At 39.4% G+C, this 24,200-nt stretch carries 21 protein-coding genes; 14 read left to right on the top strand and 7 right to left on the bottom strand.

Annotated elements, in window-relative coordinates:
- Nucleotides 1–350 precede the first annotated feature (350 nt).
- Nucleotides 351–2,207, bottom strand: coding sequence for a phage capsid protein (locus tag MMO38_RS01905; protein ID WP_241322322.1), 1,857 nt, complete (start codon nt 2,205–2,207; stop codon nt 351–353).
- 194 nt (nt 2,208–2,401) lie between these two features.
- Here MMO38_RS01905 and MMO38_RS01900 point away from each other — a divergent pair, with 194 nt between their 5' ends.
- The 5 genes from MMO38_RS01900 to putP all read left to right on the top strand — a co-directional run bounded on the left by MMO38_RS01900 (nt 2,402) and on the right by putP (nt 8,366).
- The gene (locus tag MMO38_RS01900; protein WP_241322321.1) at nt 2,402–4,249 is read left to right on the top strand and encodes an ABC transporter ATP-binding protein; all 1,848 of its coding nucleotides are present in this window, start codon (nt 2,402–2,404) and stop codon (nt 4,247–4,249) included.
- A complete protein-coding gene (locus MMO38_RS01895; protein WP_004670825.1) occupies nt 4,249–4,689 on the top strand; it encodes a MaoC family dehydratase in 441 nt (146 codons plus the stop codon). The genes MMO38_RS01900 and MMO38_RS01895 overlap by 1 nt, the downstream gene beginning before the upstream one ends.
- Before the next feature lie 115 nt (nt 4,690–4,804).
- Entirely contained in the window at nt 4,805–5,830 is a 1,026-nt protein-coding gene (locus MMO38_RS01890) for an AraC family transcriptional regulator (RefSeq protein ID WP_241322319.1), read from the top strand.
- Between the two features lie 91 nt (nt 5,831–5,921).
- Nucleotides 5,922–6,296 (top strand): glycine cleavage system protein GcvH, encoded by a 375-nt coding sequence (gcvH, locus tag MMO38_RS01885; protein ID WP_004670821.1) that lies wholly within the window; start codon nt 5,922–5,924, stop codon nt 6,294–6,296.
- Between the two features lie 573 nt (nt 6,297–6,869).
- Nucleotides 6,870–8,366, top strand: a complete 1,497-nt coding sequence (putP, locus tag MMO38_RS01880) for a sodium/proline symporter PutP (RefSeq protein ID WP_004670819.1) — start codon at nt 6,870–6,872, stop codon at nt 8,364–8,366.
- Between the two features lie 46 nt (nt 8,367–8,412).
- Here the strand turns inward: putP and MMO38_RS01875 are convergent, their stop codons facing one another.
- On the bottom strand, nt 8,413–8,904 hold the full coding sequence (locus MMO38_RS01875; protein ID WP_004670817.1) for an Lrp/AsnC ligand binding domain-containing protein: 492 nt from the start codon (nt 8,902–8,904) through the stop codon (nt 8,413–8,415).
- A 115-nt stretch (nt 8,905–9,019) separates the two neighbouring features.
- Between MMO38_RS01875 and putA the strand changes: the two genes are divergently transcribed.
- The 4 genes from putA to MMO38_RS01855 all read left to right on the top strand — a co-directional run bounded on the left by putA (nt 9,020) and on the right by MMO38_RS01855 (nt 15,012).
- The gene (gene putA, locus MMO38_RS01870; RefSeq protein WP_241322317.1) at nt 9,020–12,784 is read left to right on the top strand and encodes a trifunctional transcriptional regulator/proline dehydrogenase/L-glutamate gamma-semialdehyde dehydrogenase; all 3,765 of its coding nucleotides are present in this window, start codon (nt 9,020–9,022) and stop codon (nt 12,782–12,784) included.
- Nucleotides 12,785–12,884: 100 nt separating this feature from the next.
- On the top strand, nt 12,885–13,358 hold the full coding sequence (locus tag MMO38_RS01865) for a GrpB family protein (protein ID WP_241322316.1): 474 nt from the start codon (nt 12,885–12,887) through the stop codon (nt 13,356–13,358).
- Nucleotides 13,359–13,450: 92 nt separating this feature from the next.
- Nucleotides 13,451–14,536 carry a tRNA (uridine(54)-C5)-methyltransferase TrmA gene (gene trmA, locus MMO38_RS01860; RefSeq protein ID WP_241322314.1) on the top strand — a complete coding sequence of 362 codons (1,086 nt, stop codon included), beginning with the start codon at nt 13,451–13,453 and terminating at the stop codon, nt 14,534–14,536.
- Between the two features lie 248 nt (nt 14,537–14,784).
- The gene (locus MMO38_RS01855) at nt 14,785–15,012 is read left to right on the top strand and encodes a hypothetical protein (protein ID WP_004670810.1); all 228 of its coding nucleotides are present in this window, start codon (nt 14,785–14,787) and stop codon (nt 15,010–15,012) included.
- Between the two features lie 41 nt (nt 15,013–15,053).
- Here the strand turns inward: MMO38_RS01855 and MMO38_RS01850 are convergent, their stop codons facing one another.
- Complete coding sequence (locus MMO38_RS01850) at nt 15,054–15,788, bottom strand: phosphodiester glycosidase family protein (RefSeq protein ID WP_241322313.1); 735 nt, start codon at nt 15,786–15,788, stop codon at nt 15,054–15,056.
- Nucleotides 15,789–15,962: 174 nt separating this feature from the next.
- Between MMO38_RS01850 and MMO38_RS01845 the strand changes: the two genes are divergently transcribed.
- A complete protein-coding gene (locus MMO38_RS01845) occupies nt 15,963–16,496 on the top strand; it encodes a lecithin retinol acyltransferase family protein (RefSeq protein ID WP_034595626.1) in 534 nt (177 codons plus the stop codon).
- A gap of 85 nt (nt 16,497–16,581) precedes the next feature.
- Here MMO38_RS01845 and MMO38_RS01840 read toward each other — a convergent pair whose 3' ends face one another.
- On the bottom strand, nt 16,582–17,163 hold the full coding sequence (locus tag MMO38_RS01840; protein WP_241322311.1) for a YceI family protein: 582 nt from the start codon (nt 17,161–17,163) through the stop codon (nt 16,582–16,584).
- Nucleotides 17,164–17,428: 265 nt separating this feature from the next.
- Between MMO38_RS01840 and MMO38_RS01835 the strand changes: the two genes are divergently transcribed.
- Both MMO38_RS01835 and MMO38_RS01830 read left to right on the top strand, forming a co-directional pair.
- Entirely contained in the window at nt 17,429–18,520 is a 1,092-nt protein-coding gene (locus MMO38_RS01835) for a hypothetical protein (RefSeq protein WP_241322309.1), read from the top strand.
- A gap of 99 nt (nt 18,521–18,619) precedes the next feature.
- Complete coding sequence (locus MMO38_RS01830; RefSeq protein ID WP_241322308.1) at nt 18,620–19,027, top strand: OsmC family protein; 408 nt, start codon at nt 18,620–18,622, stop codon at nt 19,025–19,027.
- Between the two features lie 172 nt (nt 19,028–19,199).
- On the opposite strand, the gene tkt is transcribed toward MMO38_RS01830, so the two are convergent.
- Nucleotides 19,200–21,188 carry a transketolase gene (gene tkt, locus MMO38_RS01825; RefSeq protein ID WP_241322307.1) on the bottom strand — a complete coding sequence of 663 codons (1,989 nt, stop codon included), beginning with the start codon at nt 21,186–21,188 and terminating at the stop codon, nt 19,200–19,202.
- 384 nt (nt 21,189–21,572) lie between these two features.
- Here tkt and metK point away from each other — a divergent pair, with 384 nt between their 5' ends.
- Entirely contained in the window at nt 21,573–22,739 is a 1,167-nt protein-coding gene (gene metK / locus MMO38_RS01820) for a methionine adenosyltransferase (protein ID WP_004670787.1), read from the top strand.
- 83 nt (nt 22,740–22,822) lie between these two features.
- Here metK and MMO38_RS01815 read toward each other — a convergent pair whose 3' ends face one another.
- Nucleotides 22,823–23,077, bottom strand: coding sequence for a hypothetical protein (locus tag MMO38_RS01815; protein WP_004670785.1), 255 nt, complete (start codon nt 23,075–23,077; stop codon nt 22,823–22,825).
- 244 nt (nt 23,078–23,321) lie between these two features.
- Here MMO38_RS01815 and MMO38_RS01810 point away from each other — a divergent pair, with 244 nt between their 5' ends.
- Nucleotides 23,322–23,504 (top strand): hypothetical protein, encoded by a 183-nt coding sequence (locus MMO38_RS01810; RefSeq protein ID WP_241322306.1) that lies wholly within the window; start codon nt 23,322–23,324, stop codon nt 23,502–23,504.
- 47 nt (nt 23,505–23,551) lie between these two features.
- Here the strand turns inward: MMO38_RS01810 and MMO38_RS01805 are convergent, their stop codons facing one another.
- Nucleotides 23,552–24,115 carry an FxsA family protein gene (locus tag MMO38_RS01805; RefSeq protein ID WP_241322304.1) on the bottom strand — a complete coding sequence of 188 codons (564 nt, stop codon included), beginning with the start codon at nt 24,113–24,115 and terminating at the stop codon, nt 23,552–23,554.
- Nucleotides 24,116–24,200 lie beyond the last annotated feature (85 nt).

The raw sequence follows: 24,200 nt of genomic DNA, 5'->3' as shown, positions 1-24,200 counted from the left end.
TCAATAGATGGAGCACCACGAATAAGAAAAAATATACTTGCGATGAACAACAAACAAACACTTAAATTGCCGACTTTTTTTAACATTTAACATCCATATAATCGTGAAGCACATCACAATTATTGCTGTTTTGTAAGCATAGTTCTAGTATTATTATCGCTTTATTGTGACCGCTCATCATATCGCTGTACTAAGACTTTGCTTCACCCCCGCGCATCATCTGGTTTTTCAAATAGATAGCCCTATTCAAACTTAAAACAAGTAGCAAAGTGCACACTATTATTTTTTACTATGCGATCGGTAAGTGATGATTAAAAAGCCTTTATATAAAGGCTTTTTAATTGACTCTCTTATAAATAAATTTCCGGAGGATACGGAGTATCATCAGCAATTGGGGAATAAAAGACCTCCCCTACAAAGAAGCCGTTTGGCGCTTGCCCGATATCAATGGTAATTGAATCCAACATCACTTGCGGATATGCCCAAATAAACTGCTTCATCAGTCCTAGTGGATCATTGTTCTGCATATCGCCAAAAATTCGCTGCCAGATGTGTACTTGATACGCTTTGCTAGCGTCAAATCCATAGAGATGTGCAATAGATGGATCAGGAACAAATCCCGATAAATAAGCAACTTTATCGATTGGATAATGAAGATCTTGAGTCGGTATCTCTGCCACAGTTTGATGTGCCAAATCCAGTTTTGCCTCTAAAAGCCAATCATAGGCTTCAGTCATCATGTAATCAAAATGAGGATAAGCATAATGTTCGCGTGGATAGTTAATGTCCGTCGCAAGAGTTTCTATTGGTGTTCGAATCGTGGGAAAGAAAATTAATGGACAGACTAGAGCACTTGGATATTTTGCTTTGATCACAGCACGGATGTCCTGACATGTCTGACCCAACTTATTTCTTAACCACGTTTTAAACTCATGATACGGCGTACCTGTTTTATGCACAGCATCATAAATTGTTCCTAAGTCTGGTGCGTATAATCCAGTATCAGCATTAAAAGCGAGTTTGGTGGGGAAATCATAAATACAAGGTAGGTCTGTGCCTTGGTTATACCACCACCACGGCTCACCAATTTGCATATTTACCTCACACCCACCTATCGCCATCATATCTGCAAACTCGATAAATGCTTTGTGTAGATAGGCTAGTGCATTTTGATCACATGGACTAAAAAAATAACTCGGGGGTTCATAACCCGTACGACCTAGATTGCTATTCCAATCTCGCTGCGCCCAAAACTCATTTGCACCTAATGAGTACATTTCAAAACTCACACCAAATACTGGCTGCATATCTGCATGATGAAGCGCTTGTGCAAAATGCTCATGCCATATACGTGTGCATGGATTTACCACATCTTCAAGTGTCATAAGCGTATCTGGAATTTGCCACTTATTCAGATCATTTTTCCAAATTAACTCTGGATATTTGGACATACCACAATAATGATTCATAAAGCCTTGATAGCCCAAAGCTTTCATATTATCAACAAGCCGCTGAGGGTTTAAATCATAGTGGTCATCATAACTGGTACAAATGCCATAATGATGCGGTGGTACAGATACTCGATTTAAAGTCAGCTTTGCATTTGGCCCTGTAGTGATAGAGTTGAATATGCGGATATAACCATCTTCAGCTTGAGCGAGTGGAAGTGTTGAATGTCCATTATATGTGGTTGTATAAGCCGAAAAGGAAATCCGCTGAATATTGGTGACAGGGAAATAGTCTGTGGCTGAGAAACCTGCTTTTACTGTGTCCCAATTGATCTGAATATGTGCTGATCGAGCCGTGGGTTGGTTGGCATAATTAAACAAAACAATATAAGCCACCTTATCTTCACCATGATCATGGTAATGGACCGTCAAAGTAGGTGTAAGTGTTTCATGATTAAGAGTTGGCATTGAAGCAGATAACTCAATATCAAAACCCCAAATCATCCCTGAGTAATCGTACTTAGTCTCGTATGCGAGAAATGTATGGTCTTTAGCATCATGAGAATCCCAGACAATACCGGCTAAATCAGTCGTGGTGCGAGATCGAAATAATGCTTCAAAGCCATTCTGATAATTGGTGATCGCAAAAGACATGGTTTGCGGGCCATCAATCCGCCAGTATTTAGGATAAAAACGATCAATCAATGAAGTTTCAATAATGAGATTAGAATCTTGTAGGTGTTCAAATAATTTTTTCATGTCATATTTCTCAAGTGTTATATTTCTCAAGTGTTATATTTCATTAGTTTTTCATATTAGACAATAATAAATTTCAATCAACTTCAAGCTCGTTAGAATGCGTACAATTTCACTTTTCACGTTTATTACATTAATTTTCTGCTATCCTATAATGGCGATATGTTTATACTTTTTTAAACTTAGAGGAAGAAACAATGCTGCGATGGTTTGAGAAATTAGTCGACCCATATCCAAGCAAAGACTTAAACAAACCATTACCCACCACTTTCTTTGCTTTCGTCTGGAAAGCGACACAAGGCATTCGCCCTTATTTATTCTTACTGGTCGCTTGTACAGCCGCAGCAGCCTGTTTTGAAGCATTGTTCTTTTCTTATATCGGTAAATTGGTCGATTGGCTGAGCAACAGTCAACCCAATACATTTTTTGCGACCAATCAGCAAAATCTGACCATTCTAATCAGTATATTATTTGCCAATATTTTCTTTGTCAGCATTCAAGCTATTATTAAACATCAAGTTTTATTTAGTAATTTTCCAATGCGTATGCGTTGGCGCTTTCACAATTTATTGTTACAACAAAGCTTAGATTTTTTCCACACTGACTTTGCAGGACGTCTTTCAGCCAAGGTGATGCAAACGGCATTAGCTGTACGCGAGTTTTGGATGATTCTTGGCGATATGCTGGTTTATGTGGTTATTTATTTTATTACCATCAGTATTGTACTTGGTTCGATCTCTCCGATCCTAATCGTTCCCTTAATTATATGGTTAGTGTTGTTTATTGCGATTGCCAGTTATTTTATCCCACGTTTAGGAAAGATTTCTCAAGCGCAAGCAGATGCACGATCTATCATGACCGGCCGTATCACAGATGCCTACACCAATATTCAAACCGTAAAACTGTTTGCACATGCTGGGCGTGAAAGCCAGTATGCCAAAGAATCCATGAAAGAATTTATGGAGACTGTTTATAAGCAAATGCGTTTAGGGGTGAAATACCAAATTAGTATTCGCCTGCTGAGTGCTTTTCTTTTTATTGGTGTTATTGGAACTTCTGTTTGGTTATGGACTCAAGGTCAAGCCGCGATCGGTGTAATAGCAGCAACAACTGCCATGGTGTTGAAGCTTGATAGCCTAGCTGAATTTATCATGTGGCATATCACCATGCTCTTTGAAAATGTCGGTACCATTCAAGATGGTATGAAGACTTTAGGTAAACCGATCCAAATCCAAGACAAACAAGATGCCACTGAATTAAAAGTTCAACAGGGTGAAATTCGTTTTGAAAATGTGAGTTTTGCTTATAATCAGAAAAATGTGATTGATCACTTTAATTTAACCATCAAACCCGGCGAAAAAATCGGTATTGTGGGGCGTTCTGGCGCTGGTAAATCGACATTAATTCAACTACTACTGCATTTCTACCCGATTAATCAGGGCCATATTTTGATTGATGGACAAGATATCCAAAACGTAACCCAAGATAGTTTACGTGCCAACATCGCATTAGTGACCCAAGATACCTCGCTCTTGCATCGTACAGTGGCAGAGAATATTAAATATGGTCGTCCAAATGCGAGTGAGGCCGAAATTCAACAAGCGGTGAGAAAAGCTCGTGCTGAAGAGTTTATTCCTCAACTGAGTGACCAAAAAGGTCGTGTCGGATTTGATGCCTATGTCGGTGAGCGTGGTGTAAAACTTTCTGGTGGTCAACGTCAACGTATTGCCATTTCACGGGTTTTTCTTAAAGATGCGCCTATTCTGGTTTTGGATGAAGCCACCAGTGCACTTGATTCTGAAGTTGAAGCCGCGATCCAATCTAGTTTAAATGACTTAATGGTTGGCAAAACGGTCATTGCAATTGCGCATCGTTTATCTACTATTGCACAAATGGACCGTCTCATCGTCCTTGATCAAGGCAGAATTGCTGAGCAAGGTACACATGAAGAACTGATAGCGAATGATGGTTTGTATGCCCAACTTTGGAAACGCCAAACAGGCGGGTTTTTAGTTGAACAAAGAGTGACTCAGGACACCGAATAATGTTGTATTTAGAAGATTTGAATATTGGTGATCGTTTCATCAGTCGTGAATATGAAATAACCCTTGAGGAAGTTAAACAATTTGCAGGTCAATTTGACCCTCAGCCCTTCCATTTAGATGCAGAGGCGGCAGCACAGCATCCTATATTTCAAGGTTTAGCTGCTAGTGGATGGCATACTTCCGCTGTGGTGATGCGTTTATGGACTGAGTGTTTCCCAATCGCAGGCGGGTTATTGGGTACTGAATCTAGTCTACGCTGGCCCCGTCCCACCCGTGTTGGTGACAAAATCCATGTCGATGTTGAAATTACCGCCATTGTGCCCTCTAAAACTAAACTTGATCGTGGTATCGTTAGCTATGTCACACAAGCTTTGAACCAACACGGCGATGTGCTATTAATATCTACAACCAAAATTATGGTCTTTAGAAAACCAACTTGATTTTTGAGGATTAGGTGACTCTCTTGTCCAACAATTTTTATGATTCATTCTTTTATTTCATGCAAAGATGTTTGAAAAGTACTTGTAAAGATCGATGAGCCGCCACGGATAGCACATGAAAACGACCTCAACTCGACAAGATCAAGGAATACCAGGCGTCTATGGCTTATTGTTATTAGATGTTGTTTCACGCTGGGGATACAGCGATGAAACATTATTTGCTCCGTTTCACTTAACGAGCGAACAACTGGCTGATCCAAACTATCGAATTCCAACGCCGATTGCCAATGAATTGGTAAAGCATGCTTTACGCCTCACAGGTGAAAGTACACTTGGCTTTCATTTAGGTACGCAAATGCGCATCTCGATTCATGGCTTTATTGGTTATGCAATTATGACCGCCCATGACATCACTGATGCGATTGCACTTGCGAGCCGTTTTATTCAATTACGTTTGCCTTTTCTCCAACTTTATTTTTCTACTTTTGGCCCTAAAGCAACGTTACAACTACAATGTGACATTCAAGTTGAGCCTTTGCGAACTGAGATTATTCTAGGGCTAACCATTGGTATCATGACCATGGCTAAAGCTTTGACTGGAATCGAGGACTTAAGTGGTGAAGTTGATTTAGATTTCCCCGAACCAGATGGGTTTGATAAGTATCGTGACAAATTGACCAGTATGGTTCGCTTTAATCAGCCACATTTGATATCAAGTTTTGATAAAAAATATCTAGGCTTGAAAATGGTCAATGCAGATCCTATTGCTAGCCAAATTGCAATTAATCAGTGTGAAACTGAGTTATCTGCTTTGGGTGAACGTCGCCGTTTAGCGATGCGTGTCCGTGATATTCTGACCAACTCTGAACAGCACTATCTGAGTATTGAAAACGTGGCTGATCGTTTACATATGTCAGATCGCACATTGAAACGTCAGCTTGCAGCGGAAGGAACATCATTTTCAACCTTGGTGGATGAAGTGCGATATCGTCATGCAACTTCCCTACTTTCACGAACAGACTATAGCCTAGAACAAATTGCTGATGAATTAGGTTATTCTGATGTTGCAAATTTTAGCCGTGCTTTTAAACGCTGGAGTGGTCGTAGTCCAAGTAACTGGCGTAAAGATCCGTATTTGTAATATCGGACTTAATTGATAAAACTTTTGTTTTTAATCAAAACCCTGTATAAAACGAAACAAAAATGATGAGATGGATTATTAAGGAGTTGTCATGAATCATCCAGTAGATTTGAAGTATGCGCGTACACATGAGTGGGTAAGAATTGAAGGCGACTTAGTTGTGACAGGGATTACTGACCATGCACAAGATGAGTTGGGTGATTTAGTCTATGTGGAAACACCTGAACTTGATAGCCAAGTCACTGCAACAGAACAAGCGGGTATTGTTGAGTCTGTAAAAACCGCTTCAGATATTCACGCACCTGTTTCAGGCACAGTTGTTGAAGTAAATACTGATCTTGAAGATGATCCTGATTTTGTCAATGAAGATCCATACGGCAAAGGTTGGATCTATAAGATCAAACCAGACAATATGGCTGATGTTGAAAAACTTCTATCAAATGAAGAATACGAATCAGGTCTATAAGCCTTTATATAGACTGATCTATCAAAAAGCCTAGTTTAAATTAAACTAGGCTTTTTCATTAGAATTCAAAATCAATTGAAATTGCACCTACTTCTAAGCACAATTTTTTTAAGGCAAGATTTCTTCACTTTGCGACTGTAAATGGGTAGAAAATACCGTTTCATTGGCAAAACTGCTTAATATTCGCTGCTTTTTATAAGGGAATTTCTCTGAATCCCCACCTTTGTAACTTTATATTTCATATATTCCAGCTATATATCACTCCTTCAATACCATATTTTGATCATCTAAGCGTCTTTTTTGTAAATTTCCAAAATTATTTACTTATTTATTTATAGATAAAGCTAAATTTTTATCCAAAATCACTCGTTATTTTAAATTAAAAGCCTAATATTCAACCACCTATATTGATTTACACAAAGAATACAAATAACATACACGTCTATTACAGTGTTTCAAAAAACAATCGTGCTTGAATCTGTCACCTTATCAATCTTATTAGAATAGTAAATCATTTTTGGGCTATTCAGATGGGATTGTACCGTTATGGATATATAAGGATGAGCATCCATTATGAATTTCTCTAATCCCACTGTTGTTGTGTTCGTGGTATATATTATTGCCATGTTGGGTATAGGTTTATACGCCTATTTTTCTACCAAAAGTCTTGATGATTATATTCTTGGAGGACGAAGTTTAGGTAGTTTTGTCACCGCTTTATCGGCGGGTGCATCGGACATGAGTGGCTGGCTACTCATGGGTTTACCTGGCGCAATTTATCTGGCTGGACTATCTGAATCATGGATCGCGATCGGTTTGATTATTGGTGCGTGGCTCAACTGGTACCTCGTTGCAGGACGGTTACGTGTACATACCGAAGTGCAGAATAATGCCCTCACCCTACCTGATTATTTTACAGGTCGTTTTGATGATCAGAAAAAAATCTTACGCGTAACATCCGCATTGATTATTTTGGTCTTCTTCGCGATTTATTGTGCTTCTGGCATGGTCGCTGGTGCACGTTTGTTTGAAACATTATTCGAATTACCGTATGGCACAGCCTTGATGTTAGGCGCGTTTGCAACAATTGGTTATGTTTGTATTGGTGGGTTTTTGGCAATTAGTTGGACCGACACCTTCCAAGCAGGCTTGATGATTTTTGCATTGCTACTACTCCCGATCATCACCTATCTCTCGTTGGATGCAGGCGCTGCTCAATTTACTGCTTTAGTTGAAACTGCACGTCCTCATGCTTATGACTTTGCTTCGAATTTAAGCTTAGTCGCGATACTTTCAGCAGCTGCTTGGGGCTTAGGCTATTTCGGGCAACCACATATCCTCGTTCGTTTTATGGCGGTCGACTCAGTTAAATCAATCCCTGCTGCTCGTCGTATCGGTATGACATGGATGATTTTATGTTTAGCGGGTGCAGTTGGTTCAGGTTTTGTTGGTATCGCATATTTCCAACAACATCCAGAACTTGCAGCAGCAGTAACTGCAAACCCTGAAACTGTGTTCATGGAACTGACCAAGATCTTATTCAATCCTTGGGTGGTTGGTATCGTCCTTGCCGCAATTTTATCTGCGGTAATGAGTACATTGAGTTGTCAATTATTGGTCTGCTCAAGTGCATTGACAGAGGATTTGTACAAAGGCTTGATCCGTAAAAATGCTTCGCAAAAAGAATTGATTTGGATTGGTCGTGCAATGGTATTTGCTGTCGCTATGCTTGCACTGCTCTTGGCACAAAACCCAGAAAGTAAAGTCCTCGGCTTAGTTGCTTATGCTTGGGCAGGCTTTGGTGCTGCATTTGGTCCACTGATTATTCTTTCATTGTTCTGGAAACGTATGACCTTGAACGGTGCGTTGACAGGTATGATCGTCGGCGCTGTGACGGTTATCGTTTGGAAAAACTTCTTTGGCGATACAGGCATCTATGAAATCATCCCTGGTTTCCTTTTCGCATTGATCAGTATCGTTGTGGTGAGCTTACTTGGTAAGGCACCAAACTCAAACGTAACAAGTCGCTTTGAACAAGCTGATGAGATTTACGCAAGAGAAATGAAATAATCATTTTAGATAAAATTTAAGGGGCTTAAGAGCCCCTTTTTTTGATTTAAAATTTACTTCTGGATTTGATTTTTATTTTAGAACTGTCCTTAATGACCTGCATCACAGGATAACTTCGCGTTTCTTTTACGCCCGGTAATTGCCATAAAATCTGACCCGCAATACGCCGAAATTCTTCCATTCCAGCACTACGCAACTTGATTAAAAAATCAAAACCACCACTGACCATGTGACATTCGACGATTTCTTGGTATTGCGTCACTGCATCAATAAAATCTTCCAATACGTTTGGCGTAGTTTTATCTAGCAGCACTTCTACAAAAACCAAAAAACTTGCATTGAGCTTATTGGGATTGAGTTTTGCCTCATAACCCAAGATAAATTCATCTTTCGTCAATTTCTGCACACGCGCCATCACGGCCGTTGGTGACAGATTCACTAACTCAGCTAATTTACTATTCGAAATCCTCCCATCTGTTTGAAGAATATCCAGAATTTTCAAATCAGTACGATCCAATGTATAAATAGGGCTATCCAACTGAGTTTTCCTCTAAAAAATGGGTCAATTATAGTGAGTTATTCGGGTTTTATTCTGTAATTATAAATTATCTAAACCTCTGTACTCAATAGAGTATTGTTATCGGAATTTAGCAATGAATAAATTGGATACCCACGCACAAATGGACACGGCTCACGACAACGGTGGTTATATCACCGAATTTAAAGAAAAAAGTGAGTTTGAGCAAAGTATTAATACTGCTTGGCGACGTGCAGAACCTGAATCAGTAGCAGAACTTGCTGAAGCGGCAAATATCTCTCCTGATCTCGATCAAAAAATTTATGAACTGGCTTTCAACCTTGCGCATAATTTACGTGAACGTAAAAGCTCGGCTGGTAAAGCAGGTATTGTTCAAGGTTTACTACAAGAATTTTCACTTTCTTCTCAAGAAGGTGTTGCGCTCATGTGTTTGGCAGAAGCATTGCTTCGTATTCCAGATACAGCAACCCGTGATTTGTTGATCCGTGACAAAATCAACCAAGGCAACTGGAAAGAGCATCTCGGTCAAAGTAACCTGATGTTTGTAAATGCTGCTGCTTGGGGTTTGATGTTAACGGGTAAGTTAATGGAAACGCCGAAACAAACCAGTTTATCTAGCGTGTTAACAGGACTTCTAGCCCGTAGTGGACGTGGCATCATCCGTAAAGCGGTTGACGTTGCCATGCGTATGATGGGCGAACAGTTTGTCACTGGTGAAACTATTGAAGAAGCGCTTGAACATGCTAAGCCACTAGAACACAAAGGTTTCCGCTACTCGTACGATATGCTTGGTGAAGCAGCACTGACTGATCATGATGCTGAACGCTATTATGATGATTACACTCAAGCAATTCATGCGATTGGTAAAGCATCCAATGGTCGTGGTGTTTATGAAGGTCCGGGTATCTCGATCAAGCTTTCTGCACTACACCCTCGTTACCAACGTGCGCAAATCGACCGTGTTCACCATGAACTTTACAACAAAGTATTTGAACTTGCTTGTCTAGCAAAACACTACGACATCGGTTTAAACATCGATGCCGAAGAATCTGAACGCTTGGAAATCTCACTCGAATTGCTTGAGCGTTTATGTTTTGAACCAAAACTTGCCGACTGGAAAGGTATTGGTTTCGTGATTCAGGCTTATCAAAAACGTTGTTTCTACGTGGTTGATTATATTGTTGATCTTGCAAAACGCAGTAACAAACGTTTAATGATTCGTTTGGTGAAAGGTGCATATTGGGATAGCGAAATCAAGAAAGCGCAAATTGATGGGATGACTGATTATCCAGTGTTTACCCGTAAAGTTCACACGGATTTGTCATACATCGCTTGTGCGAAAAAATTACTGGCTGCACCTGAGCAAGTGTATCCTCAGTTTGCAACACACAATGCACAGTCACTTGCAACGATCTACACGCTTGCAGACCCAAGCAAATATTATCCGGGTCAGTACGAGTTCCAATGCTTACACGGTATGGGTGAGCCATTGTACGAGCAAGTGGTTGGTTCAAAAGCAGACAATAAACTGGGTATCCCATGTCGTGTTTACGCGCCAGTGGGTAACCATGAAACATTATTGGCTTATTTAGTTCGTCGTTTATTGGAAAATGGTGCAAACACATCATTCGTAAACCGTATTGCCGACAAAACTTTGAAAGTTGAAGACCTCATTCAGTCTCCAATCAAAGATATCCAAACTGCTGCAAAAGAAGAAGGTCAGTTAGGTTTAAAACACCCAGCGATCCCACTTCCACATGATTTATATCCATTACGTCCAAACTCGAATGGTTTTGATTTAAACAACGATCAACCATTAGCAGATTTAGATGCAACGGCACAAAAACTACGTCATCACGTTTGGAAAAGTGCTCCACTACTTGGCTTTGAATCGACTGTTCACGACATTAGTAATGCGATTGCAATTACAAACCCTGCACAAAACAGCGAAGTTGTGGGTCATGTCAATGAAGCGACGAGTGCCGACGTACAGCTTGCTTTGGAAGCTGCCGTACAAGCACAAAAAAGTTGGTCTGTAACAGATAAAGTAGAACGTGCTGCATGCTTAAAACGTGCTGCTGATTTGATGGAAGCACGTATCCAAGAACTTATGGTTCTACTTTGCCGTGAAAGTGGCAAGACCTATGCCAATGCGATTGCCGAAGTTCGTGAAGCTGTAGATTTCTTGCGTTACTATGCTACTCAAATTGAAAACTTACCTGTAAATGCGCAAGTAAAACCATTGGGTACGGTACTGTGTATCAGCCCTTGGAACTTCCCACTTGCGATTTTCTCTGGTCAAATTGCAGCAGCCTTGGTCAGCGGTAACTGTGTGATTGCAAAACCTGCGGAACAAACCCCACTTATCGCAGCTCAAGCCGTACAAATTTTATGGGAAGCTGGCGTACCACACGGTGTCGTTCAACTTCTTCCAGGCCGTGGTGAAACAGTGGGTGCTCAACTCAGCCAAGATGATCGTATTCAAGGCATCATGTTCACTGGCTCTACTGAAGTTGCAAAAATCTTGCAAAAGACTGTCGCTAAACGTTTATCAGCAAATGGGCAACCAATTCCGTTAATCGCGGAAACGGGTGGTCAAAATGCGATGATCGTAGATTCTTCTGCACTTACTGAGCAAGTTGTGTTAGATGTTGTAAGCTCTGCATTTGACAGTGCGGGTCAACGCTGTTCTGCACTTCGTATCTTATGTGTACAAGAAGATAGTGCTGCGACCGTCATCCAAATGCTGAAAGGTGCAATGAAACAGTTGATCGTAGGTCACCCTGCTATCTTGAAAACTGACATTGGTCCTGTGATTGATCAAGAAGCAAAACAAACAATTGATACTCATATCCAAAAGATGAAATCTAAGGGATACCCTGTTCATCAATTGATGTTTAATGATGCTGCTAGTCAACAAGCACTTGCTCAAGGTACGTTTGTTCCGCCTACAGCGATTGAATTACCGAACCTCGATGATTTAGAGCGTGAAGTCTTTGGTCCTGTATTGCATATCATCACTTATAAATATGGTGAACTTGAGCAATTAATTGATCGTATCAATGCAAAAGGCTACGGCTTAACCATGGGGCTGCACACACGTATTGATGAAACCATTAATACCGTGATCCAACGTGCTGAAGTAGGTAACTTATATATCAACCGTAACATCGTTGGTGCTGTCGTAGGCGTACAGCCTTTTGGTGGTGAAGGTCTATCGGGTACAGGTCCAAAAGCTGGTGGTCCCCTTTATATGTACCGCCTGATGGAACATTGTTCTGAGAAAGTTTTGGCAACGCCATTTGCAATGAAAGCTGAAATTTCAAATTTTGATGCAGTATCAAATGTTGCTTACCAAAACTTGTTGTCTTGGGCGAATCAAAATATGCCTCAAGCCATAACAACAATTCCTACATTTGGTGTTGGTAAGTTCTACGAGTTACAAGGCCCTACAGGTGAGAGCAATCAATACATTATCTTACCTCGTCATCGCGTGCTTTCAATCGCAGATGATGAACGTGGTCAGTTACAACAGCTTCTCGCAATTTTTGCGGTAGGTAGTTCAGCAGCAGTGTTGAAAGACAACGTATTCTTGGCTAAGCACCAAGCTTCTCTACCAAAAGAAGTGTTAGCCGCAATTAAAGTCATTGCGCGTGTTGAAACAGATCAATTTGATGCTGTATTGCATCAAGGTTCAGTTGATCAACTACAAACCTTACAACATAAAATTGCGAACCGTTCTGGAGCAATCGTGGGTATTACTCATCTCCAAGCAGATGAACAGATTCCTCTAGAACGCCTCGTCATCGAACGTGCCATTAGCGTAAATACTGCGGCAGCAGGCGGTAATGCAAGTTTGATGACTTTATCTGAAGACTAGTTTTAGTCCTCAATCTCCTAGCCCGAATCATGTTTACATGGTTCGGGTTTTTTATTATTTTGCTAGACTTAAATCCATTCATAAAAATGAGAAATTTTAGATGCAATTCTTTCCAGCAGATCAATATCAACAACGCTGCCAACAACTTTTTGAAAAATATAAAGTCCAAATATTGCAACTTACACCTTACGCAATCGTCGAGCATATTGGTTCATCTGCAATCCCTCATACAATTTCTAAAGGTGATTTAGACATTTATGTTGAAGTTCCAGCAAAATATTTCTTAGATACAATTAACCAGCTTCAGAGACTCAACTTTAGAGAAAAGCTTGATACGTTACGCACCGATGATCTTTGTATGTTGGAGTCATTAGATGATGATGTCGCGCTTCATATTGTAACGAATGGATCGGAATTCCAAAATTTTCTAGTTTTCCGAGATAGATTAAGAGAATCATCTCATCTGATTCAGGAATATAATCAACTAAAGCAGCAATGTATCGGTTTATCACAAGACCAATACCGCGAGATAAAAGCCAACTTCATCCAACAAGTACTTAATCAAAATAATTAAAAGTAAACCACTGATTGTTAGAATTCCCCTGCACCTCGCACAGCTTTTTTGATACCATTCACAGTTAAATTTGTTTTGTATTTTTGCTAGTTATGACCGTATCTTATCAACAGCAGCTTCAAGAGAAAGTTGAACGAATCACCACACAATTTGCTTCGTTCAATCCACCTGCTTTAGAAGTGTTTCAATCACCTGAACAACATTTTCGTATGCGCGCCGAGTTTCGCCTTTGGCATACAGAAGACGATTTGTTCTATGCCATGTTTGAACGTGCTGAAGACGGTAAACAAAAAGACGTGATTCGTGTCGATGATTTTCCGATTGCGGATCGTAGTATTAATGAATTGATGCCACGATTACTACAAGAATTAAAAGCAACCCCAATTTTATCTCAACGTATTTTTGAAGCTGACTTTCTCTCAACATTGAGTGGAGAAATGTTGGTTACACTGATTTATCATCGTAAATTAGATGCAGATTGGGAAGTTGCTGCGAAAGTTTTAGCTGAAAAGCTCAATATTAAAATTATGGGTCGTAGTCGCGGTCAAAAAGTCATTATTGGTGATGACTATGTCGTTGAGCAACTCAAGGTACATGGACGAACGTTTAAATACAAACAAATTGAAAGTAGCTTTACTCAACCAAATGCTCAAGTTTGCCAGCATATGCTTGAGTGGGCATGTAACGCTGCGGAAGGCGCTCAAAAAGACCTTTTAGAACTGTACTGTGGCAACGGCAACTTCACCCTACCACTTTCTTTAAAGTTTAATCGTGTCCTCGCAACAGAGCTTGCCAAGTCTTCTGTATATGCAGCGCAATGGAATATCGAACAAAACCAAATTGAAAATATTCAAGTCGCACGTTTATCTGCTGAAGAATTCACCCAAGCCTATCAAGGCGAACGTGAATTTAGACGCTTGCAAGAAGCAAATATTGATATTCAAGGCTACGACTTTGACACCGTTTTCGTAGATCCACCACGTGCAGGGATTGATGATGAAACCCTAAAATTACTACAAGGTTTTGAACATATTATTTATATCTCTTGTAACCCCGATACCTTACATGACAATTTAAAAACTTTGGCTCAAACACATCGAATAACCAAGTTTGCAATGTTCGATCAATTCCCTTTCACTCACCATGTTGAATCAGGTGTTTTACTCGAAAAAATTTAAACAAATTATGTCTATGTAACACTACAAAATAAGGAGTCTAATAACTCCTTATTTTTTAATTGATTTTTAAAACAAAATATAGTTTTCTATAAAGATCAAGTCATTAAGCTGTCATAATTTCGTTGATCTCATCTATATCCATCGGAAAAATTTGAGTCTAACTGCTGCTTTTATCACTGCTTAAGGCTTGTATTTTATTTTAGATTGGTTATATTTCGAGCTATGTTAGTTTCGATAAGAAAGGCTCTATGAGTTTTTGGGAAAAACTGTTCTCTGCTGAACAACAGTATAATGAACACAAAAATCAAACCGCTTGCGTCGAGAATGATTGTTCACGTAAATCGGATGAACAACTACTCAATGCTTTAGTAAAAGCCACTGATGAAGATGTCGTTAAAGGCATCAAAAAAGTGCTCATTTCTCGAGGTTATACGCGTAAAGAACTTCTTGAAATGATCAATCCCCCAATTCAATAAAAGTCTCACCCTAGTCTCTTTACAGAAAAGAGACTAGGGATTTATTTACACGCACTACGATCAACTTCCGCTACAATCGGTCCCAAATTAAACGCTTTATCATGTTGTTTGGTTGATACTGAATATAGACTGGAAATTGAACCATCCAAATACAAAGCATGATCTATTTTTAATTGTTGTTTAAAAAATTGCGCAAATTGATAAAAACTAACTCGCTGCCGAGAAATCACAAAATACAACTGATTATTTTTAACGCCGACACCATTTCTTATTTTTAAAGAATTAGAATCGACTAAAAATCTGCGATTGATTTCTCCATTATAAATCAACATTGGCCCTGATTGTGTTGCATACAAAGCTTTAAATCCTTGTTGTTTATAGTCTTGTGTGTTTTTGATTGTGGCTTGCTGATGATTCCAAGCCAACACACCATTCGGTTGCATAAAGAAATTACCAACCCCATTCGCTTGATTGAGCTTTGAAAGCTGTTGCCCCTGTTCTACATAAAGCCCCACTGGCTGAAAGTCGGCGTGGTACATCCCTGCATTCATTGCAAAGTTAAGTTGTGCACATTTGGGCAACTCATGTTGAATATTTGAAAATTTCTGATAATAACGATGTGTCTGAGGATTTTTTAAATAAAGCTCAAGCTGACTGAGATCCGTTACTTTGATTACATCATAAGTCACATGATCAGTATCGATCGTTTGATGCTGCATTGCATGTGCTATGGGCACAACGAAAATGAGCAGTCCTATCAAAAGTCTTTTTCGCATCTAAATTCCGCGTATGATTATCAATCAAAGTTTATATTTATAGCACTGCTTATCGCGTTCAAAAAGTGGATACAACCTCGACACATATTCTGCTACATCTGTGCATAAATATACTCGATTGCTCCACCTTTTTTGATTAGAATAGTTGCGTAAATGCAAAAGCCTCGTATCAGTATGCAGCAAAAACATCCACATTACCCACTCGGTGCGCATCTCATAGTTAAACACTTTGGGTACAGTCATCATGGGATTTATGCAGGTCGCGGGCGAGTCATTCATTATTCAGGTTTTGCCCATATTTTTAAAAAGCATCCGATCGAAATGACCTCATTACAACGTTTCGCACGGAATAAAGTCATTTATATACGAAACTATCCTGCCCCTCGCTACAAAGCCAAAGCTGTGGTACGTCGGATGCGCTCGCGCATGCATGAAAATCACTATCACTTAATTATTAACAACTGTGAGCATTTATGTACATGGGCTATCACAGGCATTGAATCAAGCACGCAAGTTGAACGCATGCAACGTCGTCTTGCGACTATTGGTTATGTCAGTTCAATGATGAGCTATATGAATAGCCTGATGCTCACGGTGGCAACAGCCTGTTTTGCAATCGTGCTCTACATCAAAATGATGCTGCGTCGACAAGCAAAGAAATCGACACCTGCTTATTTATTGTTAAAAGAAAAACAGTCAAAGAAATAATTAGACGTGCAAGCAGCATATCTACATAAAAAAACTCACGATGGTTGCATCGTGAGTTTTTTAACATCTTGAATAATTAAAAATATTACTTCGCAGCAGTCGCTTCAGTGGTAATATTTACAGTGATCTTATCACCAACATTTGGTACATAACTTCCGATACCAAAGGCAGAACGATCAAATGAAGTTGTTGCATTGAAACCAATCGCTGGAACTTTTGCCATTGGATGCTCGCCTTGTTTATTCAACACTGCATCTAACACAACAGGTTTAGTTACACCTTTTACGGTCAAATCACCTGTGATTTTAAAGTGTTTTTTGTCTTTTGTTTCCACTTTGGTACTTTTGAAAGTAATGTTTGGATATTTTGCAGCATTGAACCAAGCTTCTTCTTGAAACTCTTTATCAAGCGCAACAACATTTGAATTTACGCTACTTACAGGAATAGTCACATTTACTGAAGAATTTGCTGGTTTTGCTTCATCTACTTTAATAACACCTTGAATGTCAGTAAAGTTAGCGCTTGGTGTAGAAAAACCAAAATGATTCCAACTAAATACTGTTGCGGTATGCGTAGGATCAATTTTATAGTCAATCACTTTTGCTTGAGCCAATGTTGAACCTAGCACCAAACATACACCGAATGATAAAGCCTTTAAGTTTTTCATGTATTCCTCAATTCATTTTTAAATTTAGTAAATTGTATTAGAAAACGACAACAATAGAGTGTGAGGATTTATGACACAGTGTTTTGTTTTTGCAACGAAGAGCCTTAATAAAATAACGCGATTACTTAGAACGCATCTTAATGACAACTAGATTAAATTTAGTCTGTACAAAACTTATCAATTTTTAACCTTAGTTTTTAAAAAACAATGTTATAAAAATTAATCAACTTTAAAAAAATTTATATTTTCATTTAGAGGAAGTGGCATGAATTTACAAAAAATATTTGATCAATTAAACATAACGCAAGCACAACCTGCTATCAGCATTTTTGTTCCAACCCACCGAACCTTTCCTGACAATCAACAAGACGCGATTGCTTTAAAGAATGCAATGAAAGAGTTGGAGACACGATTATCTGAAAATCATGACAAACGTGAAGCGCAAACACTGGTTCAACAAATCGAGCAAAAACTTGCCGATCACAATCATAACTACAACTTGGATACTTTGGCTATTTTCGCGACCGCTGAAGATACACAAATTCTAAATTTCCCTTTTAAAGTTAAGCCAAGAGTTATCATTGATCAGCATTTTTCAACACGAGATATTCTTCGTGAACTAAATAATGCTGTGCACTATTATTTAGTGGTTGTTTCAAGAAACCAAGGACGTTTATTGGAAGTCTTCAACGACCAATTAGTACGAGAGCTTAATCAAGAAGATGAATTACAAGGTTTAAATTTTCCAATTGAAAACACGCATCTTTATACAACCAACTCTGATGACCGCTCAAATGCGATAAAAGAGGAAAATTATATAAAAGAGTTTTTAAACCGTGTCGATAAAAGCGTCCAAGAAGTTTACAAGCAAAATCCTTTGCCTATTCTTGTCTTCGGTGACGAACGGATCGTCTCTTTCTATCAACAAGTTTGTGATAATCCAAGTGCCATCTTTGCAACTGTGACGAATAGTACCAATTTAGAATCCGAAGCTCGCCTATTGATTGATGATGCTCAGGATAAAGTTAATTTATATCGAACAAAGCTTCAGCAAGCATCACAAGCTGAAATCAGTCAGGCGAAAAGTCAAAATCTATTAATAGAAGATCTCTCCTCGATTTATCGTGCCGCCAAAGAAGGTCGTGTTGATCAGATCTTTATCCGTAAGGGTTACATTCAACCAGCAACAATTGATGAGGAAACCTCAAATGTTGAACTTAATTCTGATACCACCAATACTGATGATATTGTAGATGATGTTTTATCTATTGTGATTCAACATGGTGGTAAAGCCAACTTCCTAAGTGGCGAATTTTTAGATGATAATATCAATTTATTAGCCAAAGTCCGCTATTGATTTAATGAGCTAAAATAAGAGCATTGTTGCTCTTATTTTTTTTCAAGCTAGAATTTATTAACGCAGCTAAAAATCATCAAGTAGATAACAAGGTAAAGTATGACTCACTCCGTTCAAGCCCAAAGCACCGCAACGCCCTACCGTGTCACGCTCACAGATTCCTCTGGTCATCACTGGTATGCAGATGAACCCGCAGATCAAGGTGGTCAAGATTCTGCACCAAACCCAATTCAAATCTTACTTTCCGCTTTAGGCGCTTGTACAACCATTACCTTAGAGATGTATGCAAAACATAAAGGTATTGTGCTTACTCACGTTCAAGTCGACTTGGCTCTAAATCCAAATGGCAAACCTGAAGCAGGTCAAAATAATATTGAACGAAAAATCGTATTAACAGGCGAATTTACCGAAGATCAGCATAAACGTTTATTAAAAGTTGCAGAAAGCTGCCCTGTTCACAAGCTATTAACTTCTAATATTGCGATTCAGACAGAGTTGAATACTTAATACAAATTTTCAAAATTAAGTTAAATACGGTTTACGAATCAATTAAGTTGAAAGTAATCAACAATCTTGAACTTAAAGGCTGAAATAAAAAAACTTTTAACTCTTAGTGTTATTTCAGTAAAACATAAAAAAAGCGTTCCGAATGGAACGCTTTTTAATACCACTTAAATCATCAAGCAGTCAGTTCTTTAACCGCAGCAACAACCGCTTCTGTGGTAATACCAAAGAATTGGAACAAGTCTTTCGCTGGAGCAGATTCACCATAAGTGGTCATACCAATCACTTTGCCGTCTAAGCCAACAAATTTCCACCAGTAGTCGACATGAGTCGCTTCAACAGCAACACGAGCGCGGATATGCGCAGGTAGTACCGCTTCACGGTAAGCAGCATCTTGCTTCATAAACTCTTCAGCACACGGCATAGAAACTACACGTACACCTTCAAGTTGTGCATAAGCTTCCATTGCCAATGAAACTTCAGAACCCGTTGCGATGATGATTGCCTTTAACTCACCTTTTTCTTCAGCAAGCACATAACCACCTTTAGCAGCATTTTGAATTTGAGCTTCATTACGCGCTTGGAATGGTAAGTTTTGACGAGAGAAAATTAACGCTGTCGGACCATCTTTACGCTCAAGCGCAGATTTCCAAGAAATCGCTGCTTCAACGGTGTCACATGGACGCCAAGTATTTAAGTTTGGTGTACCACGCAAAGATGCGATTTGCTCTACAGGTTGATGTGTAGGGCCATCTTCACCTAAACCAATTGAGTCATGCGTATATACATGAATCACACGTTGTTTCATCAATGCAGACATACGTACTGCATTACGTGCATATTCCATGAACATCAAGAATGTAGCAACGTAAGGGACAAAACCACCGTGTAAAGCCACACCATTCGCGATGGCAGTCATACCAAATTCACGAACACCGTAATAGACATAGTTACCCGCTGGGTTTTCTTGTACGCCTTGGCAACCTTTCCAAAGTGTCAAGTTTGAACCAGCTAAGTCAGCAGAACCACCTAACAATTCAGGAAGTAATGGACCGAATGCTTGTAAAGTGTTTTGGCTTGCTTTACGTGTTGCAATGGTTTCTGCTTTGGCATTTGTTTCCGCAATAAATGCATCTGCTTGTGCAGCAAATTCAGCAGGTAAATCGCCATTGATACGACGTAATAACTCAGCCGCTTCAGTCGGATATTTTGCTTGGTATTGGGCAAATAATTCGTTCCAAGCTGATTCAGAGCTTTGACCTTTGGCTTTTGCATCCCAAGCTGCATACACATCTTCTGGGATTACAAATGCGTCTTCTTTCCAGCCTAAAGCTTCACGCGTTAAAACGATTTCGTCTTTACCAAGTGGCGCACCGTGGCAATCTTCTTTGCCTTGTTTATTTGGTGAACCTAGACCAATAATCGTTTTACAAATAATAATCGTTGGTTTATTTGTTTCAGCTTTTGCGTCAATCGTCGCTTGACGAATCGCAGCAGCATCATGACCGTCTACACGAAGTACTTGCCAGCCATATGCATTAAAACGTTGTTCTGTGTCATCACTGAACCAACCTTCAACTTCACCATCAATCGAGATACCGTTGTCATCATAGTAAACAACAAGTTTGCCTAAACCTAAAGTACCAGCAAGTGAACATACTTCATGGGAAATACCTTCCATCAAGCAACCATCACCAAGGAAACAATAAGTGAAGTGATCAACTACATTTAAGTCTTCTTTGTTGAACTGTGCAGCTAGAGTTCTTTCAGCCAAAGCAAATCCAACAGCATTGGCAATACCCTGACCTAATGGGCCAGTTGTTGTTTCGATTCCAGGTGCATAACCCAATTCTGGATGGCCTGGTGTTTTAGAATGTAATTGACGAAATTGTTTTAAATCTTCAATTGATAATTCATAACCCGTCAAATGCAACAAAGCATATTGCAACATAGAGCCATGGCCATTTGACAATACAAAGCGGTCGCGGTTCGCCCATTGTGGGTTTGTTGGATTATGATTCAAAAATTCACGCCAAACTACATCAGCGATATCTGCCATCCCCATTGGAGCACCAGGATGCCCTGAGTTTGCTTGTTGCACAGCATCCATAGCCAAGACACGAATTGCATTTGCAATACGACGTTCATTTAAAGGGGTTGTCATAAGTCAGAATCCGATTAAATCAATTAGATGAGAGAAGATGAGAAATCACCTTTCAAAAGATGTGACTATTGTCTTAAAAAAACGACATGGGGTAAAGCCTAATACACGATATTTCTTATTTTTCATTCGTTCATCTCGCATTATAAGTACAAATGTTCATGCCTTAAGCAGAAAATAAAACCATCATCTTCAAAATGAAAGAATAGTCCAACCGAAATTCTAGAGCGAAGGAAGCCCGTATATTAGTTTTGTTGATACACATATCAATAAAAACACGGTGAAAATGAAATAAATTCATGCTTTTTAGTCAGCTTGTGCTAGTCCTATAAGCTAAGTCGATGTAACATACTCTGTCTTTTTGAAAATACCAGTGATAGGACGTTCATGCGCGAGTATGCTGTTTTTACTTCAGAATCTGTAAGCGAAGGTCATCCAGACAAAATGGCTGACCAAATTAGTGATGCGATTTTAGATGCAATCATCAAAGAAGACCCGTATGCGCGTGTCGCTTGTGAAACATTAGTAAAAACAGGTGTCGTTGTTCTTGCTGGTGAAATCACAACGACAGCCAATGTCGACTTTGAAGCGATTGTACGTCAAACCGTAAATAGTATTGGCTATCATCACTCTGATTTAGGTTTTGATGGATCAACTTGTGCGGTCATCAATATGATCGGCAAGCAATCACCTGAAATTGCGCAAGGTGTTGACCGCCAAAAACCAGAAGATCAAGGTGCAGGCGACCAAGGTTTAATGTTTGGTTACGCCAGCCGTGAAACTGATGTGCTTATGCCTGCCCCTATTTCTTATGCGCACCGCTTAATGGAACGCCAAGCTGAGTTACGTCGTTCAGGTGCTTTACCTTGGTTACGTCCAGATGCAAAAAGCCAAGTAACGTTTGCCTATGAAAATGGCATGCCAGTTCGCTTAGATGCAGTTGTATTATCGACCCAGCATGATCCTGAGATTTCTCAAATTCAACTCAAAGAAGCTGTAATTGAAGAAATCGTCAAACCGATCATTCCTGCTGAAATGTTCCATGCAGGTACTAAATTCCACATCAATCCAACAGGTATGTTTGTGATTGGTGGTCCAGTTGGTGACTGTGGTTTAACAGGTCGTAAAATCATTGTAGATACCTACGGTGGTATGGCCCGTCACGGTGGTGGTGCTTTCTCGGGTAAAGATCCATCTAAAGTGGACCGTTCTGCTGCTTATGCAGGTCGTTATGTCGCTAAAAATATTGTTGCTGCAGGTTTAGCAGACAAATGTGAAATTCAAGTCAGCTACGCAATTGGTGTTGCTGAGCCAACTTCAATTTCGATCAATACATTTAACACAGCCAAAGTATCCGAAGAGTTGATTATTCAACTTGTTCGTGAACACTTTGACCTACGCCCATATGGCATTACACGTATGTTGAATTTGATTCAACCGATGTACAAGCAGACTGCAGCTTACGGACACTTTGGTCGCGAAGGTTCGGATACTGCATTTACTTGGGAAAAAACAGATAAGGTTGAGATCTTGAAGGATGCTGCTGGATTATAATCCCTCCGCTACAATCCGATCTCATACCCAAAGCTCACAGTGACAACACTGTGAGCTTTTTTAATTCCACAGCAAATTTCTATCTATTTTTTAGGATTTACACTCTCGTGCTTAAATATTTCAAACAATGAATTTTTTTGCATTGCTTGATCTTCATGATGTTGCTGTAAATAAATATGTACAACTTTGACGATCACCACAACCACAAAACAAGCTGCAACGCACAACATCCATAAACCATAAGGGCTGCGAATATGTTGAGAGCCACAATAAGGGCACGATTTATCTGTTGATGCAACAACCTTGTCGCAACATGCACAATGATATTGAGATAACATCATTCACTCCTCCATTTATTCTTTTTTATTTTCTTAGCACAACGATCAAACCGTCATACTTTTATCCTATGAGAAAAAAAATCAGAATACAATCTTGTTTTCGAACCAATACTTTAAAAGTAACACAACTTTATGACAGCTTAATGCATTTCTAAGAACACCCCAGTCACGTCAATAACACGCTAATTACGAACTTTTATATAATTTGTTAGAATAGTGTTTTAACAATTTCAGAAATATCATCATGACCCAATTGATTAATAAAGGTGGATTTCGTGAACGAGCCAACCGTAGCCGCAAATATAAAAACTCAGAAAATGAGATAACAGTACTCCCGCCGAGTGAATATCAACCATCAAATAAAGAAAAAGACAAGCAAACCCAAGTTGACCAAAAACCTGATCAGATATCTGAACAAGACGCATAAAAAAACACGCTTTAAAGAAGCGTGTTTTTTAGTTCATTGTGTCATTATTAATTTACATCTTTAAACTCAATTTTCTTCTGATTTGGCTCTACTTCACGTGCTTCACCATCGATGATCGTAGAATCACGATACTGACCACCACCCTGTTGCTGGTTTTGCATCTCTTGCATTTGACGCATCATATCAGCGAAAGGATTTTGTCCAGCAGCACCGCCCCCCATACCACCCATCATTTGTTCCATCATCGCTTGTTGACGTTTTGCCATCGTTTTCATCAAGGCATTACGAAGCGCAGTTTGAACAGCAGGGATCAATACAAGTATTGCAAGCACGTCCGAAATTAAACCTGGAATCATCAATAGAAAACCAGACATCGCAAGTGCCAGTTTTTTAGTTACGGCTGGATCACCACCAAGCTGCCCAGTCATTTGCATCTGCTGCAATTGCGGCATGATACTCGATGTACTCGAACGAACAAGGTTTAAACCAATAAAGAATGCGAAGATGAACCAAAAGAATACGTACCACATACTCCCTACAAGGTCGCCCACGCCGATCCATACTAAAACTTCAGCAATTGTGCCAAATACCACGATAAGAAGTAGATTCATGTCAAAGCTTCGTCTATCTCAGAAAAATTGAAAAAATGTGCAGCACAGAGTGTATAAAAGTAAAGCTTACACAGCAAATAAAAAA

Origin of the sequence: Acinetobacter sp. NIPH 1852 (genome assembly GCF_022549455.1) — a bacterium.
Classification (GTDB): Bacteria; Pseudomonadota; Gammaproteobacteria; order Pseudomonadales; family Moraxellaceae; genus Acinetobacter.
The sequence above is the reverse complement of the archived record's forward strand: the minus strand, read 5'-3'. Positions and strand labels throughout refer to the sequence as shown.

Excerpts from the sequence above, each read along its gene's own strand:
- MMO38_RS01905 (WP_241322322.1), bottom strand. The coding sequence starts at position 2,207 with ATGAAAAAATTATTTGAACACCTACAAGATTCTAATCTCATTATTGAA.
- gcvH (WP_004670821.1), top strand. The coding sequence starts at position 5,922 with ATGAATCATCCAGTAGATTTGAAGTATGCGCGTACACATGAGTGGGTA.
- putA (WP_241322317.1), top strand. The coding sequence starts at position 9,020 with ATGAATAAATTGGATACCCACGCACAAATGGACACGGCTCACGACAAC.
- MMO38_RS01900 (WP_241322321.1), top strand. The coding sequence starts at position 2,402 with ATGCTGCGATGGTTTGAGAAATTAGTCGACCCATATCCAAGCAAAGAC.
- MMO38_RS01830 (WP_241322308.1), top strand. The coding sequence starts at position 18,620 with ATGACTCACTCCGTTCAAGCCCAAAGCACCGCAACGCCCTACCGTGTC.
- MMO38_RS01895 (WP_004670825.1), top strand. The coding sequence starts at position 4,249 with ATGTTGTATTTAGAAGATTTGAATATTGGTGATCGTTTCATCAGTCGT.
- trmA (WP_241322314.1), top strand. The coding sequence starts at position 13,451 with ATGACCGTATCTTATCAACAGCAGCTTCAAGAGAAAGTTGAACGAATC.
- MMO38_RS01845 (WP_034595626.1), top strand. The coding sequence starts at position 15,963 with ATGCAGCAAAAACATCCACATTACCCACTCGGTGCGCATCTCATAGTT.
- MMO38_RS01815 (WP_004670785.1), bottom strand. The coding sequence starts at position 23,077 with ATGTTATCTCAATATCATTGTGCATGTTGCGACAAGGTTGTTGCATCA.
- MMO38_RS01810 (WP_241322306.1), top strand. The coding sequence starts at position 23,322 with ATGACCCAATTGATTAATAAAGGTGGATTTCGTGAACGAGCCAACCGT.
- metK (WP_004670787.1), top strand. The coding sequence starts at position 21,573 with ATGCGCGAGTATGCTGTTTTTACTTCAGAATCTGTAAGCGAAGGTCAT.
- MMO38_RS01835 (WP_241322309.1), top strand. The coding sequence starts at position 17,429 with ATGAATTTACAAAAAATATTTGATCAATTAAACATAACGCAAGCACAA.
- MMO38_RS01840 (WP_241322311.1), bottom strand. The coding sequence starts at position 17,163 with ATGAAAAACTTAAAGGCTTTATCATTCGGTGTATGTTTGGTGCTAGGT.
- tkt (WP_241322307.1), bottom strand. The coding sequence starts at position 21,188 with ATGACAACCCCTTTAAATGAACGTCGTATTGCAAATGCAATTCGTGTC.
- putP (WP_004670819.1), top strand. The coding sequence starts at position 6,870 with ATGAATTTCTCTAATCCCACTGTTGTTGTGTTCGTGGTATATATTATT.
- MMO38_RS01805 (WP_241322304.1), bottom strand. The coding sequence starts at position 24,115 with ATGAATCTACTTCTTATCGTGGTATTTGGCACAATTGCTGAAGTTTTA.
- MMO38_RS01865 (WP_241322316.1), top strand. The coding sequence starts at position 12,885 with ATGCAATTCTTTCCAGCAGATCAATATCAACAACGCTGCCAACAACTT.
- MMO38_RS01855 (WP_004670810.1), top strand. The coding sequence starts at position 14,785 with ATGAGTTTTTGGGAAAAACTGTTCTCTGCTGAACAACAGTATAATGAA.
- MMO38_RS01850 (WP_241322313.1), bottom strand. The coding sequence starts at position 15,788 with ATGCGAAAAAGACTTTTGATAGGACTGCTCATTTTCGTTGTGCCCATA.
- MMO38_RS01890 (WP_241322319.1), top strand. The coding sequence starts at position 4,805 with ATGAAAACGACCTCAACTCGACAAGATCAAGGAATACCAGGCGTCTAT.